The organism is Acinetobacter sp. AG1 (assembly GCF_001005525.1).
Taxonomy (GTDB): domain Bacteria; phylum Pseudomonadota; class Gammaproteobacteria; order Pseudomonadales; family Moraxellaceae; genus Acinetobacter; species Acinetobacter modestus.
The window spans coordinates 29,297-46,064 of record NZ_LBMZ01000118.1 but is presented as its reverse complement, the minus strand read 5'-3'; the positions used below and the strand labels follow the sequence as shown (position 1 = coordinate 46,064).

Sequence of the window (16,768 nt, the reverse complement as noted above, 5' to 3'; positions counted from 1 at the left end):
TAAAATTGTAAATAAGAATCATTATCTTAATTACCTGTTAAGGTATTGCGATAAAAGCGCCATTCGTCTTCAATCATTTGTGATAGAGAACGTTTAGGAACCCAATTTAATATTTTTTTTGCTTTATCAATATTTGCACCCAATTGCGCTAACTCTTGGTTTTGATATACAGCAGGTTGCACTTGAATTTCGGTCTGAGTGACTCTTGCAACTTCATCAATCAAATTTTGTATAGATGTGAGTTGATGATGTGCAATATTGAATGCTTCCAAACAACTTGTTTGTGTTTTTAACCAATTTAATGCGATCAAAACTGCATCACAAGCATCCAAAACATGTAAAAAGCTTCTTTCAACCGTTCCATCTTCTGTCCGTGCTTGATTTTGCAATTCGATACAATCTCGCTGCATCGCTGCAACTTGTAAAGCTAAAGGCACAATATTTTTAGGGAGTTGAGTTACGTATTCCCCTAAAACGCCATGTTCAAAAGCACCAACAATATTAGATAATCTGAGATTGATAATTTTCCATTCATGATCGACTTTATAAGTATCCGCAATAATATCTTCAACCATTTGCTGAGATCGAATGTATGGATTAGGGTAGCGATAATTAAACTCAGTCTCTTCAACTACACTTGGATTAGATTGCCCATATACGGCCAAACTAGAAATATTGATTAACTCTCTAACCCCCATCCGCTGCATTGCTCTCAATAAGCTCATAATGCTGCTGACATTATCATTGTAGTATTCCAGAGGCTTTAGAACAGATTCTTCAAGCGATTTAAAACTGGCTGTATGAATAACAGTATGAATTGAATATTGTTCAAATACTTTATTTAAGGCAGGCGTATTTCTCACATCTACTTTAACAAATGGAATATACATTCCTGAGATGTATTCTAAGCGCTCCAAGGTTTGTAAAGTCGAATTGGCTAAATTATCAACAATAACAATTTCTTGCCCACGTGCTAATAAACTCAAAGCAATATGTGAACCGATAAAGCCTAAACCACCTGTCACCAAAATCATTGTATACTTACCTTCTTTTTTAATCTGTCCATCATTTTGCTTACATGACCATAGTGAATGTTCAATGAGTACACTACTGTTAATAACTTCTGCACCTACTTCAATTATGGCTTGGCATGCTTTTGGTTTAGCTCAAGCATTAGTAAATAAGTCCGAAGATTTTCGTGTCTTCTTTTACCAAGATGGTGTTCAGGTTGCGAATGATTTACAGTGGCTCCCTGATGATCAACGCAATCTAAAACAAGAATGGCAAAAGCTTGGCATTCGACTCCCTGTCTGTGTCAGTGCTGCCCTTGCTCGGGGAATCACTGATGCAAGCAATGCCCAACGTCATTCACTTCAACAACACAACTTAGCGCAAGGTTTTGAGCTAGTTGGGCTTGGAGAGCTAGCTGATGCTGTACAAAGCTGTTCTCGTTTAATTCAATTTTAGTTTAAGTTCATTAATAGAGTGTTGCTTTTAAAAGGTAAATTGTGTGAAATCTGTACTCGTCATCCTAACGCAATCCAATTTAACTAGTTTGCAGATCAACGAAAGCGTGTCTGCAACTATGGTTTTAGCAACCTTTGGTATTTCTGTCAAAGTATTATTAAAAGATGCTGCACTGAGCTTATTGAACAATAAGTTAGAGTTCGATCAATTCAAACAAGCTTTCAAAGTTGCTGCCAATATGGTGGACAGTTTTGAGTTCTATGATCTAACCCCGATTTTAGTTGAAACTAAAAATCAACACTTGGCGATTGCGCAAGATAGTGATCAAGAAATCGAGTTTGTTGAGATTCAGCCTGAATTTATTCAATCTTTCGATCATATTCTGTATTGGTAGAGCTCAGAAACATGGAAAATTCAACTTTATTTTTGATTCAATCCCCTTACTACAACACAGATAAAATCTGGATTGAGTTAGCTCAAATGGCACATGTGAATGATACGATTGTAGTCATGGGAGATGGGCTTTTACTGCTAACTAAAAAGATTGTTGATCTTTATCCAAATCTTTATTGCTTAAGTAATGAGCAAAGTTTACTTAGAGAAGAAATCAAATCTGAGGTCAAAATTATAGAATACGCTGAATTCGCTGATTTAGCTTTGCAATTCAAACGATGTATTTCTTTAAAATAAATTATTTTTAGTTAATTAGGTTATTTCATGCAATTAGAGTTAGATCAAGACGGTCATTTGGTCGATTATACAATTTGGAATACTGAAGTTGCCCAGCAACTTGCTCAATCACTTGATCTAGAACTGACTGCTTGGCATTTCGAAATTCTCCACGCCGTACGTCAATTTTATCAACAATTTGGGCATTCCCCAGCAACTCGTCCACTGATTAAATTTTTGATGAAGACGGTTAGTGCTGAAATCAATAATGCTGAATTACAGCAAAGATTTAACACAGGTTTAGTAGCGCGTCATCTAAGTCGTTTAGCTGGTGTTCCCAAACCTGCCAATTGTTTATAACTGCTATAAATTATGCAAATTTTTTGGCGCATGCAACACAGGCTATCACAGCGATGGTAACGGCAAACATCGCAACACTTACTTGCTCGTGAAGCAAAACAGCTGCAATCATTAGTCCAAATATGGGTTGTAATAATTGTAATTGTCCTACTGTTGCGATACCTCCTTGTGCTAAGCCTTTGTACCAAAAAAAGAAACCTATTAACATGCTAAATAGAGAAACATAAGCTAACCCCAATTTCGCAGCGCTTGAAATCTGTGTGAAGTCTATAGGCATGTAGAGATATGAAATCAACAACATAACTGGCAAAGTTATTAACAGCGCCCAACAAATAACCTGCCACCCTCCTAAGTGTTTTGATAATTTTCCACCCTCAGCATAACCAAAGCCACACAGTAAGATCGCAAGTAACATAAAAATATCGCCATAGCCAAATCGCCATGTACCACTTTGAATGATCATGTAAATAAAAACGATCAAAGCACCTAAAACTGCAAATAACCAAAAATTTACATTTGGCTTTTCTCCACCCCTCAATACACCAAAAATAGCAGTCGATAAAGGAAGTAAACCAACAAAAACAATCGTATGTGCAGCACTCACATATTGCAAAGCGAGCGCAGTAAATAACGGAAATCCTATCACCACGCCGATTGCCACATAAAATAATGCAAGCCAATCCCTTTTAGCAGGAAACTGTTGTTTTAACAGCAAAAGTAAGAATAAACCTAATAATCCCGCAATTGCAGCCCGAGCAGCAGTTAAAAAAGTAGGACTGAAATCCATAACAGCGACACGTGTTGCAGGCAAAGAACCCGCAAAAATAATCACGCCGATCAGTCCATTTAACCAACCCTGATTCACAACTTTCATTTATTTTCTCCAAATCTATTTGGAGAATTTAATCTGTAATATGTTATATTCCCACATACAATACAGTACAATTTCAAATAACTGTATTGGTATTTTTACCAACACAGTGCGAAAAATGATATGAAAACAACAAAAATTGATTTAGTCATACAGCACATTAATCAACAAATCAACAATCGCTCATTAATGCCTGGTTCTCGACTACCTTCCGTTCGTGCGTTAGCGAGACAATTAAACTTATCTATTTCAACTATTGTCGAAGGCTACGAACGTCTTGTGGCAAAAGGTATAATTGAAGCAAAAACAGGTTCAGGCTTCTTTGTAGCTGGGCCACTTGTACCTCTCTCGATTTCTGAGATTCACCCTAAAATCGATCGAAATATTGACCCTTTGTGGATATCAAGACAAGCTTTGGAAGCAAAATCAGATGTACTAAAGCCTGGCTGTGGCTGGCTACCCAATGAGTGGATGCCACATGAGCATATTCGTAAGGCAATCCGTAAAGTTTCTAAAACCAATCCAAACATTCTGACGGATTACTCTACCCCACTTGGGCTTCCTGCCTTACGTGAATTGCTAGCACGTAGAATGCAAAGCAAAGGAATTGAAGGGATTGCAAATCAGATTTTATTGACTGATTCTGGTACGCAAGCGATTGATCTGATATGCCGTTATTTTTTAAAACCAAATGATGCTGTATTGGTAGATGACCCTTGCTATTTTAACTTCCATGCCTTGCTAAAAGTTCATCAAGTTCAAATCATTGGCATTCCCTATACCAAAAATGGACCTGACTTAGTCGCATTTGCAACTGCTATTCAAGACTTCAATCCAAGGCTTTACATTACTAACTCTGGAATTCATAATCCAACTGGTGCTGTATTAAACGCAGCAACAGCCTATCAAGTTCTCAAACTGGTAGAACGGTCGAATTTGATTGTCATTGAAGATGATATTTTTGCAGATTTAGAAGTACACACTGCCCCACGACTTGCCGCACTTGATGGTTTATCACGGGTAATTCATATTGGGAGTTTTTCTAAAACCCTATCAGGTTCAGTCCGTACAGGCTATATTGCCACCAAACCAGAATGGATTGAGGATTTAACCAATATCAAGATTGCAACAAGTTTTGGCGGTAATCAATTATCTGCTGAAATTTTGTATGCAGCATTAACAGATGGGAATTATCGCAAGTATTTAGAAGAACTGAAAATCAACTTAGCAAAAGCAATGGATTCAACCATCAAACAATTAGAAAAACTAAATATAACACCTTGGTTTAAGCCACAAGCAGGATTATTTTTATGGTGTGAACTACCTAGACATTTAGATATTGCGTCTATTGCACAAACTTGTTTGGAAAATGGTGTGATTTTAGCGCCAGGGAATGCATTCAGCCAAAGTCAAAATTTTAAGAATTTTATCCGTTTTAATGTCGCACAATGCAGTAACTCGAAGGTTTTTGCCGTTCTATCTCATGCTATTCAACAAGAGCAAGAACGGCAGCATTGATAAAATTATGCAGTTTTTTGTTTTTGTTCAATAAAAGCAAAATATCCTGGACCAGCTGATACACGGACATCTTTTACATTCAGCGGTTCATCACATTCTGAGCAAACCACTCTTGGATTCATTTTCTTACCACAACCTTTGTGTGTAAACTCAATCGGTTTTCCAAGTCCCATATCCATCCACTTATCAGCCCACTGCACCATCGCTAAAATAAGAGGATAAAGATCCAAACCTTTATCAGTAAGTTGGTATTCAAATCGTTCTTGACGTTCTACATAAGGCACTTTGGTTAAAATACCATGCTCGACTAAACGCTTAAGACGCTCTGAAAGTACGTGGCGGGTCAGTCCCAAACTACGTTGGAAGTCATCAAAACGACGTATTCCCATGAAAGCGTTACGTAAAATTAGCATTGTCCAACGATCACCGAGTACAGAAAGCGTTCTCGCAACTGAACATGGCTGATCGCCAATTTCTTCCCATTTCATTATTATCACCTGATCATTTTTTAGAACTTTAAAGACATCTCATCGATGCCTTGAACCGTCATGTTTAGAAACTAAACACTATAAAATATACACTAAACCACCTGATCAATCAGATGCAATATTGGCACTCAGTTAAATGTCAAAAAATCAGATCATTTCATCTAAATTCATTCGATAACTTAGCGATTAATAAAAAGACCTGAAAGTTCTTGTCCAGCATCTAACTGAATATTTGCAGGAATACGCACTAAACAATTGGCCTGCATTAAATTACTCAACATATGTGATTGTTGTTTCGCAAGGCTTTGTAACTTGAGCTGTCCCTGATCAAAATAAGCATGCATTCTTAAAAATCGCTCACGTGCATCAGATTTCAGTCCATGGGTGAGTACTCCACTAAACCATTGCATAGGCTCACGTTGATTTTGCAAAGTATCCAATAAAGCGTTGCCATAAATCTGCATACACACATAAACAGCCGCTGGATTACCCGGTAAACCTAATAAATAACAATGATGGTCAGGATCTTCATATTTTGCAAAAAATAATGGCTTACCCGGTTTTTGTTTAACTTTCCAAAATATCTGTTCAAATCCAGTCTGGAAAGCACATGGACGAACGAAGTCATAATCACCCACAGAGACACCACCCGTGGTAATAATGACGTCATATAAAGATTTTAATCGATCGAAACATGCTGTGACTTGTTCAGCCGCATCTGCAATATGTAGAATCTCAACATCCATACCATAAGCTTTGAACCAAGCCTTCAGTAACGGCCCATTGGCATCAAAAACTTTACCAATGTGTAGATATTCAGGTTGCTCAGCAACCTCATCACCAGTAATAACCACAGCAACCTTAGGCTGTTGAAATACCTCGACAGTTTGCACACCTGCCATACTTAAAGCAGCAAGTGCACCGATATTGATATTCTGACCAACGTCCGCAAGCTGTTGACCTTGTTTGACTTCTTCACCAGTAAATCGAATATCAGCCTGTGGTTTAAGCTGTTCAATCAGTCGAATTGTCTCCGACTCAACTTTAACAATTTCTTGTCGAGCAACATGTGTGGTGCCTTCAGGAATTTTGCCACCTGTAAAAATACGAATGGCTTGCCCATCAAGCAATTGATATTCGAGTTTACTACCCGCTTTAATCTCACCAATTACATCAAAACAAACATCTTGAAGCTGTGTAAGTGAACTATTAATCGCATAACCATCTACCGCACTTTGAGAAAAGCTAGGTAGATTGACCTCGGAATAGATTGCTTTAGCGAGATAACGATTCAAACCTTGGGCTAAAGCCAATACCTCAGTCGTCAATGTTTTGGGCTGAGTTCGAATGAGTTCAAGTGCCTCATCAATACTGATTAAACCCTTTTCAGCACCACATCCAGACATTATTCATATCCCCCCGGATGTGGTAAATCTCGGCAAACATCAAAAATATGAACGAGAGCTGGCAGAATAGCTGCCATTGATTCACTCGCACCACCACGGCTACCCGGCAGCGTTACCACTAAGGAACGATCAATAAAACCTGCTACACCACGAGACATTGCCGCATATGGTGTGCGTTTTTGGCCAAAAGAACGTGCCGCTTCCATCAGACCGTCTAATTTACGTTCTAAAAGTGGTTCAAGTGTATCAACAGTAATATCTCGTTTACCAATACCTGTACCACCGACGGTCATGATACATGCATAAGACTTTGTCAATTCTAGTACCAATTCTTTCAATTGATCTGATTCATCTGGCAAAATTTGATAATGAATTGGATCAAAACCTGCTTCGGTTAAGGTCTCAACGACTGATTTCCCCGCGGTATCAGGTTTACGTCCTGCTGCAACAGTATCAGAAAGCACAATCACTGCCGCAGAAACAGACTGACGTAGAGTCCGTTTAAAATGTGACTTACCGCCTTTTTTCTTAAGCAATTTACATTGGTCTAAACACAATTCATCAGGTTCACAATGCGGCTTCAACATGTCATAAATGGTTAACCCTGCCAAACTCGCAGCAGTCAAAGCCTCCATCTCAACCCCTGTAGGCCCAATGGTTTCTACAGTCGTCAGAATCACAACGTGATCATGTTGTAAATCATATTCAACATCAGCACGATAAATCGGTAAAGGATGGCAAAGAGGAATCAGTTCATCAGTGCGTTTTGCCGCCAAGATTCCTGCGATACGAGCTGTTTTTAATGCATCGCCTTTTTCAGTATTTCCATCACGCAGTAGCTGAATGCAATGTGGTGGAGCGTATAAAATCGCTTGTGCTTCTGCAACACGATAACTTTCGGGTTTCATCCCAACATTTTTCATTTTTACTTCCTAACGCTTTATTCGTGTGTATGCTCATGCGCACAATTTTCGTGTTCGTGACGGTGGTGATGTTCATGTTTATGGACATGCGTTTCAGTTCCGACCGTATCTTTACGAATACAGCAACCTTCTACATATTGACTTGTACCATCCATAAAGAACTCTTCTTTCCAAATTGGTACTTCATGTTTTACACGTTCAACGGCTTCTTCACAGGCTTGAAATGCTTCACGGCGGTGAGCAGCATATGCAATTGCAATGATTGCTGTTTCACTCACATCTAAATAACCAATTCGATGCATCACACGCACATAAGAAACCTGATGCTTCTCTTTAATTTGCTGCTCGATTTCACGAATCATTTTTTCAGCAACAGGTGTATACGAGGTATATTTTAAAGCTTTAACTGCTTTACCTTCATGATGATTACGTACAGTTCCAATAAAAATATCAATACCACCACATTCAGGAAATGATTGTATAGGATCAAAACTGTCTAGGCTTAGAGCCTGATCTTGAACTCTTGAAAATTCGCGCATTTCATCCTCCAGCAACAGGTGATAACAATACCAAAGTACATGAAGTATTTAATGCTGTTTGACGTAACACAATATCTTCACCTACCGCACACGCACATTTATCCATCGCTTTTGTTGCTTCTGGGTAAAGCATTACAATATGACTTAACACTTCTTCAACCGTTTGATTTTCTGCAAACTCAAATGCAAGCTCTTTTGGCAATAACCGTTCAATAGCACCAAAAGCTTCTATTTTTATGTCAATGGTTTGCATATTCTCTCCAGACCACTTTTTCCAAACTAACCACCCAACATATGCATACTAATTTTGCGTACTTGTTGGTGTTTTATCGCATGATAACCTTTCGCTTTGTGCCAAATATAAGGTTTAATTTGCTGATCAAGCTCTTGATAATTGATATCTTGAGCTAATTGTTTCTGTTTAATCACAGCTTGTAAATACGGCTTTATATTCAGACCCTGTTGTGCAAATAAACAATTAAATAATTCACCTTGTGCTGTTAATCGAATTCGATCACAATCACCGCAAAATGAATGAGTTATTGTAGAAATAATACCAATACAATATTGCCCGTCTAACTGATACTGACGTGCAGGCTCATGCTGCTGTTGCAAAACTTGAATCTGATAAAAAGGCTGAAGTTGCGCTAAAATTTCAGCTTCACTCACAACTGACTGATCTGTCCAATGCTGATCGCCATCTAGAGGCATAAATTCAATAAAACGTAATGGAATGCTATGTTGCTTAGCCCACTTTACCATTGGCAGAATCTGATCATCATTTTGACCTTTCATCAACACACAATTGATTTTGAAAGCAAGCCCCGCTTTTTTTGCCGCCTCTATCCCATTTAATACGGGAGTGAGCTCTTTTTTAGTCAGTTGCTTGAATTGATCTGGATCTAAACTATCTAGGCTGATATTAAGATCATCTAATCCAGCTTGTTTTAGGGGTTCCGCATATTTAGCTAAATAATGTGCATTGGTAGTGATCGAGACTCGTTTTAAACCCAATACTCGTAAACTCTGCAAATCACGAATAAAATGAACAACACCCTGACGCATTAAAGGTTCGCCCCCAGTAATGCGAATATTTTCAATCCCTTGCTTCACCATATATTGGCAAAATACCAGCAACGCTTCAAAACTTAGTAAATCTTGTTTTTTCATCCATTCTGGATGTTCAGGCATACAATAGGTGCATTTGAAATTGCAACGATCTGTCACGGAAATCCGCAACTTACGTTTAATACGACCATACTGATCTTCTAAGATCGGAATGTTCGTAGATATATCATGCTTCATCATTTGCACTCATATTGTGAAACTTCTTACTACCTTCAGCACAAGTTCTGTGCATCTTTGCTATCGAGTTTACAGCGAATTAATTTTAATACAGCAATATTTATTCCAATATGAAATCTATTTGCTTGCAATGCTTATTGTTCACTCAAATAAGCAATCATCTTAATTTGTAAACAACAATTAAAATAAGGTAAACCTTCCTAATAAAAAACATTGCACCAATTTTTCCCATTTTCCGCTAAAAATGAAAGAATTTGGTGCATTTCTTGTAAAAGCTAATCCGCAATAACGGATACATCTAAACGTTCCAATCTTACGGGTACATACTTATGATATGGTGTCTTCGATAATGGATCACAATGTTGAGTTGAGGTTAAACGATTTAACTCGGGTCCGATGGGTTCACCACCACGATAGCGTAAGCCATAACCATGCGGTAATGATACAACGCCTTTACGCATCCCCTCATCAACTTCAACGACAACAGATATTTCTCCATGCTCAGAGACACATCGCAAACGCTGACCTGTTTCAATGGAAAATTGAGATGCATCTTCTGGATTTATTTTTAATCGACCTTCTGCATCAACCTTACGCCAAGCCGGATCACGATAAATTTGATTTGCATTGTAACTACGACGCTCGCCAGCAAGTAAAATAAATGGATAATCATCTGTTAATGTAAGATTTTTTTGTTTGAGTTGGGCTAATTCAAGAAACATTTCTGGAATAGCTAAACGTATTTTTTTATCTTTATAGACAATCAAGCTCCATACATCCGCATAGTCATGTTGCGATAAAACTACACCTGAACGTTGATGCAAAATCGCTTGAAATAGTTTAACACCAAGATTCAAACGATTGCCCTCATAGCCTGCTTGTTTAACTGCATGATAATGTTGAGAAGCATATTGCATACATAATGGTAACAAGAGAGCTGTTGCAGCCGCATCCTTAGGTAAAGTTTTACCTAAGGTGCGATATACAATCGATGCAGCAAAAGGAATCAACTTTTTATTTTTAGCAAAACTTGCAGCTAATGCACCAAAGTAAGGAAGATAGGCTGTTTTAGCTGAATCTTTTTCTGCAATTTTACTGAGTATTGGAAATTGTTGAGGTATCACCTTCATCGCTTCAAGCAAGCGAGTATAGATCTCTGCCTCAGGCAAAGAATCACCTTGTGCGGTAAACAACGGATGACGTAAATGGAAGCCATTTTTTGGAAATTCTAAATTAAAGCCTGTAAATTCCCATTTTTCGAACTGACTACGTGCAGGCAAAATATAGTCTGCAAAGCGAGCAGTCTCAGTCATTGCGACATCTACCACAACCAACAAGTCTAAAGCTTTAAAAGCTTGTTCGTAAGCAGTGGTATCAGGATAAGTAAGTAAAGGATTACAACTATCCACAAAGACTGCTCTTACTCTTTTTTCTCCAGCTTTTAGAATTTCATCTGGCAAAATGTTTGGCGGAAAGAACCCAGAAATTGGAAACATTTTATGATGTACTGTACGGCGATATTTAGGATTACGCTCATCAGTATTGGTCAAAATCGGAATAAACATGGTATGTAGATTGTTCGTGCCTTGTTTACCAAAATGCCCTGACAATAAATACAAAAGCTTTTCTAAATAACCATTTAATGTCGTATTTAATGTATGTTGAATGCCTAAATCAATTCGAACGCATCCACGTTTAGCTTTAGAAAAATCGCGAACAATTTGATAAATCTGTGCGACTGAAACATCTGCTTTTTGAATATATTCCTCTATCGGAATAGCAAGAAATGCCTGTTTTACCTCTTCAAAACCATGCGTATGCTTTTGAATAAAATCTTGATCATAAAGATTTTCGCGTAACATAATTGCAATCATGGCAGACATTAAATAAGCATCTGTTCCGGGCTTGAGTTGCACATGAATATCAGCCTGTTTCGCAGTTTCTGTCACACGTGGGTCAAAAACGACCATGGTACGATTTGGATCTTTCTTTATATGCTTTAATGTATCTCGTGCGTTTGGGATACCATGCGCTTGAAATGGGTTTGTTCCAATAAATAGTACATAATCTGCATGCTCAACGTCTTCTGTCGTGTGACAAGCCTGACTGCCAAACAAACGACCATTCACCCAAAAGTCACCTGTCTTTTCTTGAGCTAAAGAGTTATATGCATAAAAACTTTTCATTGCGTATAGCAGCTGGCGCCCATAAGCCGCACCCAGATGGTTTCCTTGTCCACCTCCACCCACAGAGGCAAAAGCAGTTCCACCAAACGTATCTCGAATATGCACGAGCTGATCTGCTATTTCTTGAATAGCCTGATCCCAACTAATTTCTTCGAATGAGCCATCTGGCTGACGCTTTAAGGGTCTGGTCAATCGATCTGCATGTTTTTGATAATGTTGCAGGCGAGCTGCCTTTTGACAAATATACCCTTGCGAGAAAGGATGCTGATCATCACCCTTAATTTTTTTAAACTGATTATCTTCAATTTCAACGCTTAAACCACAATTACGAGAACATAAAATACAAGCTGTGACGTCTTGCTTCGATGCAGATACTGTTGTTGTCATTTTCCATCATCCTGTCTTTATTATTTAAATTGACCCATTAAACAAACTTGTCCAGCAGAACCTATAACTCGAACATACTTTTCGCTCTGTTCAGTAGATGTTTCAACTTGATTATGCTGTGATGGTAACTTTACTGGTTTTAAGAATCGAACATCAATTTGTTTAACTTCTTCTGGGAGTAACTCAAAACTTTTTGCAAATACCCCGAAACCATGCAGTACTTTTTGACCAAAATTTGAAAACTTTGCCAACAAACCTACCCAATGAATCGGGTTGAAATCACCTGTAAGAAGTGCAAATTTAAAACCATCATCTGATTGAACAGACCATTCTCCTTGCACCGTCCAATTTTTATGCTCTTGTGTTTCTGTGCGTTTAACTTTTTTGAAAGTTGGCAAAATAAACGCCATATGCAATACGGTTTCAACTAGATCAGGCTGAGAAATTGTTCCAGTCGTGATTTGAACAGAAACCCGAGCTAAGCCATTGCGTTCATCAACTTGTGCAATTTTTGCCTGAATCATTAATTTCTCATTTCGTGGAATCTTGCCATTCATTTTCAGACTGACACCCTGATTAATTACTTGACTCAGTGGATAATGGGTTTGTAATAACAAACGTGTTGCAAATGACAACCCCCATTGAGAAACCATATGTGGAGGAATTGAGTCTCGATATTTGTTGATTTTTGAACCCGTCCATTTCACATAATGCTCGATCAGATCGTTACTTGGAGGATCAATCACCTCGATAATCGGAACAATAACTTGCCAATCAAGCGCTCTTGGTGTGGTCTTTTTCAAAGTACGAAGTCCAATCTGTCCGAGACCAGCCAGAGTTGACTGATGCTCCAACAAAAAATGCAACGGAATCTGTTGATAACGAATTGTGAACATCTGAAGCCCCTTTCCTTTTATTTTTCTAATATTCCTTTAGCTACAGAATATTAGTTCACATCTGTTAAAAATATTTCGATGTAAAATTAAACAAGTTCTAAAATAGAACTTGTTTAAACAAAGGTCAAGAATTCTTATCTAAAACTTTATATTTTATGGAAGCTAAAAGAAACTAGTGCGCTGTAAACATCTGATGAAAAGCTTTCATCTGTTTGTACTGCTGTAACTCATCTAAAGAATTAATACTATGGCAAAACAGGCTTTGCTTTTTAAATGAAACACTTTGTGCATGCAATTGCTTAAAACAATCTCTTAAACTTAATTTATTGGTATTAATTTGTTGTTGTAAAATTGGCAGACTTTCTTTTTTTAATAAACAAAATGGATATAAAGCATCTCCATTAATTGCAACATAAGCCACTAGCGCTTGTGGATTTTTTTGTAGTGCGCGATGCAACTTAATTAAAACTTGATTGGGTATATACGTAACATCGCACGGAATAAATAAAGCATAGTCCGATTGTAGATATGACCACGCACTTTTCATCCCCATTAATGGACCTAAAAAACCTGTTTGATCATCTGAATAACAATAGATATTCGGTTCAATCTGCTTGTAAATCGAACTATCTCGATGACTGTTTACCCAAATGCTTTGCACTTCTGATTTAAATTTCTGACAAATTTTAGATAGTTGAATTTGATCATCAAATTGTTGAAGTAATTTATTCATGCCATTCATACGGCGTGCTTGTCCTCCCGCCAAGATCACTAGATCTGTAGCGGGAATTTGTATAGTCATGCTTCTGCCTCCAACTGACAAGTCTTAATCAAACCACGAATTTCTGGTAAACATGAACCACAGTTACCACCCGCTTTTAAACATGCCGTGACTTGCTTTTCATGCGTGATATTTTGAGTTTTGATCGCTTCAATAATCTTGTTTTTTCCTACTTTGAAACAACTACATACCAATGGACCATCGTTATTAGCAGCAGACATTGGCATACCTGCCAACAATGCTTTACGGTGCAAGGCACTTAATCGTTCACGTTTAAATAAACTTGCAACCCAATCACGATCTGGTAATAACTCAGCAGGTGCAATATATAGGCTTGCGATTAAAATCCCATCTTTGAGTACAATACTATGACTGAGTTGCGATGAAATATCCTCAATACTTAACCATTCATATGTTTCATCGACAAAAGGTAAAAAGGTTTTTAAGTTTTTCTGAGTTTGATCAATACTGTGTCGATCGGCAAGCTCATAACGCATTGCTTTTGCAGTTTTGATTTTTGTCCACCATGCACAGGTCTGTAAAGATGCTTTGATTTGATGTTCGAACCCTTCTCTAACATATAAAACACCCTGCCAAGTTGTATGGAAAGGCTGTATCGATACTGGCGTATGCTTAAACTCAGGTTCACCTGAAATTGCATCGACAACAGGGTTAACAACTTTACCAATCCGAGCATCTGAAGCAACTTGTTCTGTCCAATGAATCGGGGCAAAGATTTGTCCACGACGAACACCTTGAGCCAATGTCACACGTAATACACAACTTCCCCATGCCGAACGAATCTCGACCAACCCTTTATCGCGAATACCAAATTTAAGTGCATCGTTTGGATGAATCTCACAAAATGGTTCAGCACGATGTGTGGTCAAATTTGCTGATAAACCTGTACGTGTCATGGTATGCCATTGATCCCGAATACGCCCCGTATTCAGAATTAACGGATAATCTTCAGAAACTGAGTGTACGGGATCGATTGCGATCGTTGGGATAAGTTTTGCTTTACGAGAAGCATAACTAAACTCACCTTGACCAAAAAGTTGCTTAACCGATGTCGTCTGACCTTTTTCCCACACAGGCCATTGCGTTGGTTTTAACTCGTTATATTCTTCAAAACTTAGATTGGTTAAACCTTTTAAATTAAAATAACGAAAATTTTCTACCTGATCACGTTCAGCTAAACTTGCATTTTGATATGCAGACAATGCAGCATGCTCATTAAAGATGTCACACGCATTGCTAAAATCAAAACCAGAAAAACCAAGTTTTTTTGCAACTTCTGCAACAGCCCACCAATCTGCTTTGGCTTGTTTTGGTGAAGCTAAAAATGCGCGTTGGCGTGAAATTCGACGTTCTGAGTTAGTTACCGTTCCATCTTTTTCACCCCAACCCAAGGCTGGTAGCAAAATATCAGCATAAGCCGTGGTATCGGTATCAGAACAAATATCTGAAACAACGACAAATTCACATTTATCCAATGCTCTTTTGACTTGATCGGCATCAGGAAGACTTACCACAGGATTGGTCGCCATAATCCAAATTGCTTTAATTTTTCCACTTTCAACCGCTTGAAACAAATCAACTGCTTTAAGTCCAGCTTGTGTCGCAATGGTTGGGCTATTCCAAAAACTTTGCACTAAATTTTGATGCGTTGGATTATCAATGTCTAAGTGTGCTGCCAACATATTGGCCAGTCCACCAACCTCACGACCACCCATCGCATTAGGTTGTCCAGTCATTGAAAATGGAGCAGCACCCAGCTTACCAATTTTACCCGTCAGTAAATGACAGTTGATAATACTATTGGCTTTATTCACTCCTTGAGATGATTGATTAACTCCCATTGAAAAAAGAGTTACTACTTTTTCAGTTGTGGCAAATTTATCAAAAAACAGTTGTAATTTTTCTTCTGAAATCCCTGTGCGTTTTGCAACAGCTTTAAAATCTTGTTCCGTTCGATTCGCTTCTAAAAGTGCTTGAAGCCCCTCTGTGTAAGACTCAACAAACTCATGATCGGCATAACCATGTTGATATAAATATTGTAATAATCCTTTAAACAAAGCCACATCTTGACCTGGCAAGATTGGCAAATGTAAATCTGCTTGCTCACAAGTGCTCGTAAATCGTGGATCGACGACAACCACAAATAAATTAGGATTTTGACTCTTCACTTGCATAATCCGTTGATACAAAACTGGATGGCACCATGCTGTATTTGAACCAACCAATACCACCATATCAGCATGTTCAAAGTCTTCATAACTTGCAGGTACAATATCTTCACCAAAGCTACGTTTATGCGCAGCTACGGCTGAAGACATACATAGACGTGAATTGGTGTCAATATTGGCTGTGCCTAAATAACCCTTTACGAATTTATTCACCACATAATAATCTTCAGTTAATAACTGCCCCGAAACATAAAATGCCACACTTTCGGGTCCATATTGCTCAATACATGCCTGAAATTGAGTTGCAATTTTGTCAATTGCAACATCCCATGTTGTCACATTACGGTGATTTTTGCGTCCCAACATCGGATTTAAAACACGGGTTTCCAACCCTAAGGTATCTGCTAAATTGCTCCCTTTAATACAGAGTCGTCCAAAATTTGCAGGGTGTTCTGTGTCTCCTGCAACTTTAATATTTGAACCTTGTGTTTTATGTTGAACTTCAACATTAACACCACATCCAACGCCACAATATGGACAAGTTGTTTTTGTAATGAGTGTTTGTGCATGATCGGAGCGACTGTGTTCTAAATTTTGAATACTGTTCATGACTGCTCCTTTACCTATTCCATCTTTGCCCTAACTAAAGTTTCGATTGCTTAAAATTGTATGATCCGTGATCAATAGCCAATTTATAATCTACGTCTTAACTTTTATTGTGAATCTTTGGTTGACTACCATAAAGTAGTTAAATGACTGAGTTTTTGGTTTAGGAGAAATTTC

At 38.1% G+C, this 16,768-nt stretch carries 17 protein-coding genes; 5 read left to right on the top strand and 12 right to left on the bottom strand.

The window, feature by feature from the left end:
* Positions 1 to 26 precede the first annotated feature (26 nt).
* A complete protein-coding gene (gene galE / locus AAV96_RS12855) occupies positions 27 to 1,034 on the bottom strand; it encodes a UDP-glucose 4-epimerase GalE (RefSeq protein ID WP_004662006.1) in 1,008 nt (335 codons plus the stop codon).
* A gap of 64 nt (positions 1,035 to 1,098) precedes the next feature.
* Here galE and tusD point away from each other — a divergent pair, with 64 nt between their 5' ends.
* The 4 genes from tusD to AAV96_RS12835 are packed head-to-tail and all read left to right on the top strand — an operon-like array spanning position 1,099 to position 2,496.
* On the top strand, positions 1,099 to 1,467 hold the full coding sequence (tusD, locus tag AAV96_RS12850; RefSeq protein ID WP_046739584.1) for a sulfurtransferase complex subunit TusD: 369 nt from the start codon (positions 1,099 to 1,101) through the stop codon (positions 1,465 to 1,467).
* Positions 1,468 to 1,510: 43 nt separating this feature from the next.
* A complete protein-coding gene (locus AAV96_RS12845; RefSeq protein WP_005160339.1) occupies positions 1,511 to 1,861 on the top strand; it encodes a hypothetical protein in 351 nt (116 codons plus the stop codon).
* A gap of 11 nt (positions 1,862 to 1,872) precedes the next feature.
* Complete coding sequence (locus AAV96_RS12840; protein ID WP_046739583.1) at positions 1,873 to 2,157, top strand: hypothetical protein; 285 nt, start codon at positions 1,873 to 1,875, stop codon at positions 2,155 to 2,157.
* Between the two features lie 27 nt (positions 2,158 to 2,184).
* Positions 2,185 to 2,496 carry a TusE/DsrC/DsvC family sulfur relay protein gene (locus AAV96_RS12835; RefSeq protein WP_004662001.1) on the top strand — a complete coding sequence of 104 codons (312 nt, stop codon included), beginning with the start codon at positions 2,185 to 2,187 and terminating at the stop codon, positions 2,494 to 2,496.
* Positions 2,497 to 2,506: 10 nt separating this feature from the next.
* Here AAV96_RS12835 and AAV96_RS12830 read toward each other — a convergent pair whose 3' ends face one another.
* The gene (locus tag AAV96_RS12830) at positions 2,507 to 3,370 is read right to left on the bottom strand and encodes a DMT family transporter (RefSeq protein WP_046739582.1); all 864 of its coding nucleotides are present in this window, start codon (positions 3,368 to 3,370) and stop codon (positions 2,507 to 2,509) included.
* A gap of 120 nt (positions 3,371 to 3,490) precedes the next feature.
* Between AAV96_RS12830 and AAV96_RS12825 the strand changes: the two genes are divergently transcribed.
* Positions 3,491 to 4,885: a PLP-dependent aminotransferase family protein gene (locus AAV96_RS12825; RefSeq protein WP_046739581.1), complete on the top strand. Its 1,395-nt coding sequence runs from the start codon at positions 3,491 to 3,493 to the stop codon at positions 4,883 to 4,885.
* A gap of 5 nt (positions 4,886 to 4,890) precedes the next feature.
* Here the strand turns inward: AAV96_RS12825 and AAV96_RS12820 are convergent, their stop codons facing one another.
* The 10 genes from AAV96_RS12820 to AAV96_RS12775 all read right to left on the bottom strand — a co-directional run bounded on the left by AAV96_RS12820 (position 4,891) and on the right by AAV96_RS12775 (position 16,594).
* Entirely contained in the window at positions 4,891 to 5,373 is a 483-nt protein-coding gene (locus tag AAV96_RS12820; RefSeq protein WP_004661997.1) for a winged helix-turn-helix transcriptional regulator, read from the bottom strand.
* Positions 5,374 to 5,552: 179 nt separating this feature from the next.
* Positions 5,553 to 6,779: a molybdopterin molybdotransferase MoeA gene (locus AAV96_RS12815; RefSeq protein WP_046739580.1), complete on the bottom strand. Its 1,227-nt coding sequence runs from the start codon at positions 6,777 to 6,779 to the stop codon at positions 5,553 to 5,555.
* On the bottom strand, positions 6,779 to 7,702 hold the full coding sequence (gene moaCB / locus AAV96_RS12810) for a bifunctional molybdenum cofactor biosynthesis protein MoaC/MoaB (protein ID WP_005216003.1): 924 nt from the start codon (positions 7,700 to 7,702) through the stop codon (positions 6,779 to 6,781). Before moaCB ends, AAV96_RS12815 begins: the two co-directional genes overlap by 1 nt.
* Before the next feature lie 17 nt (positions 7,703 to 7,719).
* Positions 7,720 to 8,241 (bottom strand): molybdenum cofactor biosynthesis protein MoaE, encoded by a 522-nt coding sequence (locus AAV96_RS12805; protein WP_046739579.1) that lies wholly within the window; start codon positions 8,239 to 8,241, stop codon positions 7,720 to 7,722.
* Position 8,242: 1 nt separating this feature from the next.
* Positions 8,243 to 8,494, bottom strand: coding sequence for a MoaD/ThiS family protein (locus AAV96_RS12800; RefSeq protein ID WP_046739578.1), 252 nt, complete (start codon positions 8,492 to 8,494; stop codon positions 8,243 to 8,245).
* 26 nt (positions 8,495 to 8,520) lie between these two features.
* Positions 8,521 to 9,549: a GTP 3',8-cyclase MoaA gene (gene moaA, locus AAV96_RS12795; RefSeq protein WP_046739577.1), complete on the bottom strand. Its 1,029-nt coding sequence runs from the start codon at positions 9,547 to 9,549 to the stop codon at positions 8,521 to 8,523.
* 272 nt (positions 9,550 to 9,821) lie between these two features.
* Entirely contained in the window at positions 9,822 to 12,119 is a 2,298-nt protein-coding gene (locus AAV96_RS12790; protein ID WP_046739576.1) for a molybdopterin-dependent oxidoreductase, read from the bottom strand.
* 20 nt (positions 12,120 to 12,139) lie between these two features.
* Entirely contained in the window at positions 12,140 to 13,015 is an 876-nt protein-coding gene (locus AAV96_RS12785; protein WP_046739575.1) for a MaoC/PaaZ C-terminal domain-containing protein, read from the bottom strand.
* Positions 13,016 to 13,187: 172 nt separating this feature from the next.
* Entirely contained in the window at positions 13,188 to 13,817 is a 630-nt protein-coding gene (locus AAV96_RS12780) for a molybdenum cofactor guanylyltransferase (RefSeq protein ID WP_046739574.1), read from the bottom strand.
* Positions 13,814 to 16,594 (bottom strand): nitrate reductase, encoded by a 2,781-nt coding sequence (locus tag AAV96_RS12775; protein ID WP_046739573.1) that lies wholly within the window; start codon positions 16,592 to 16,594, stop codon positions 13,814 to 13,816. Before AAV96_RS12775 ends, AAV96_RS12780 begins: the two co-directional genes overlap by 4 nt.
* Positions 16,595 to 16,768: the final 174 nt, after the last annotated feature.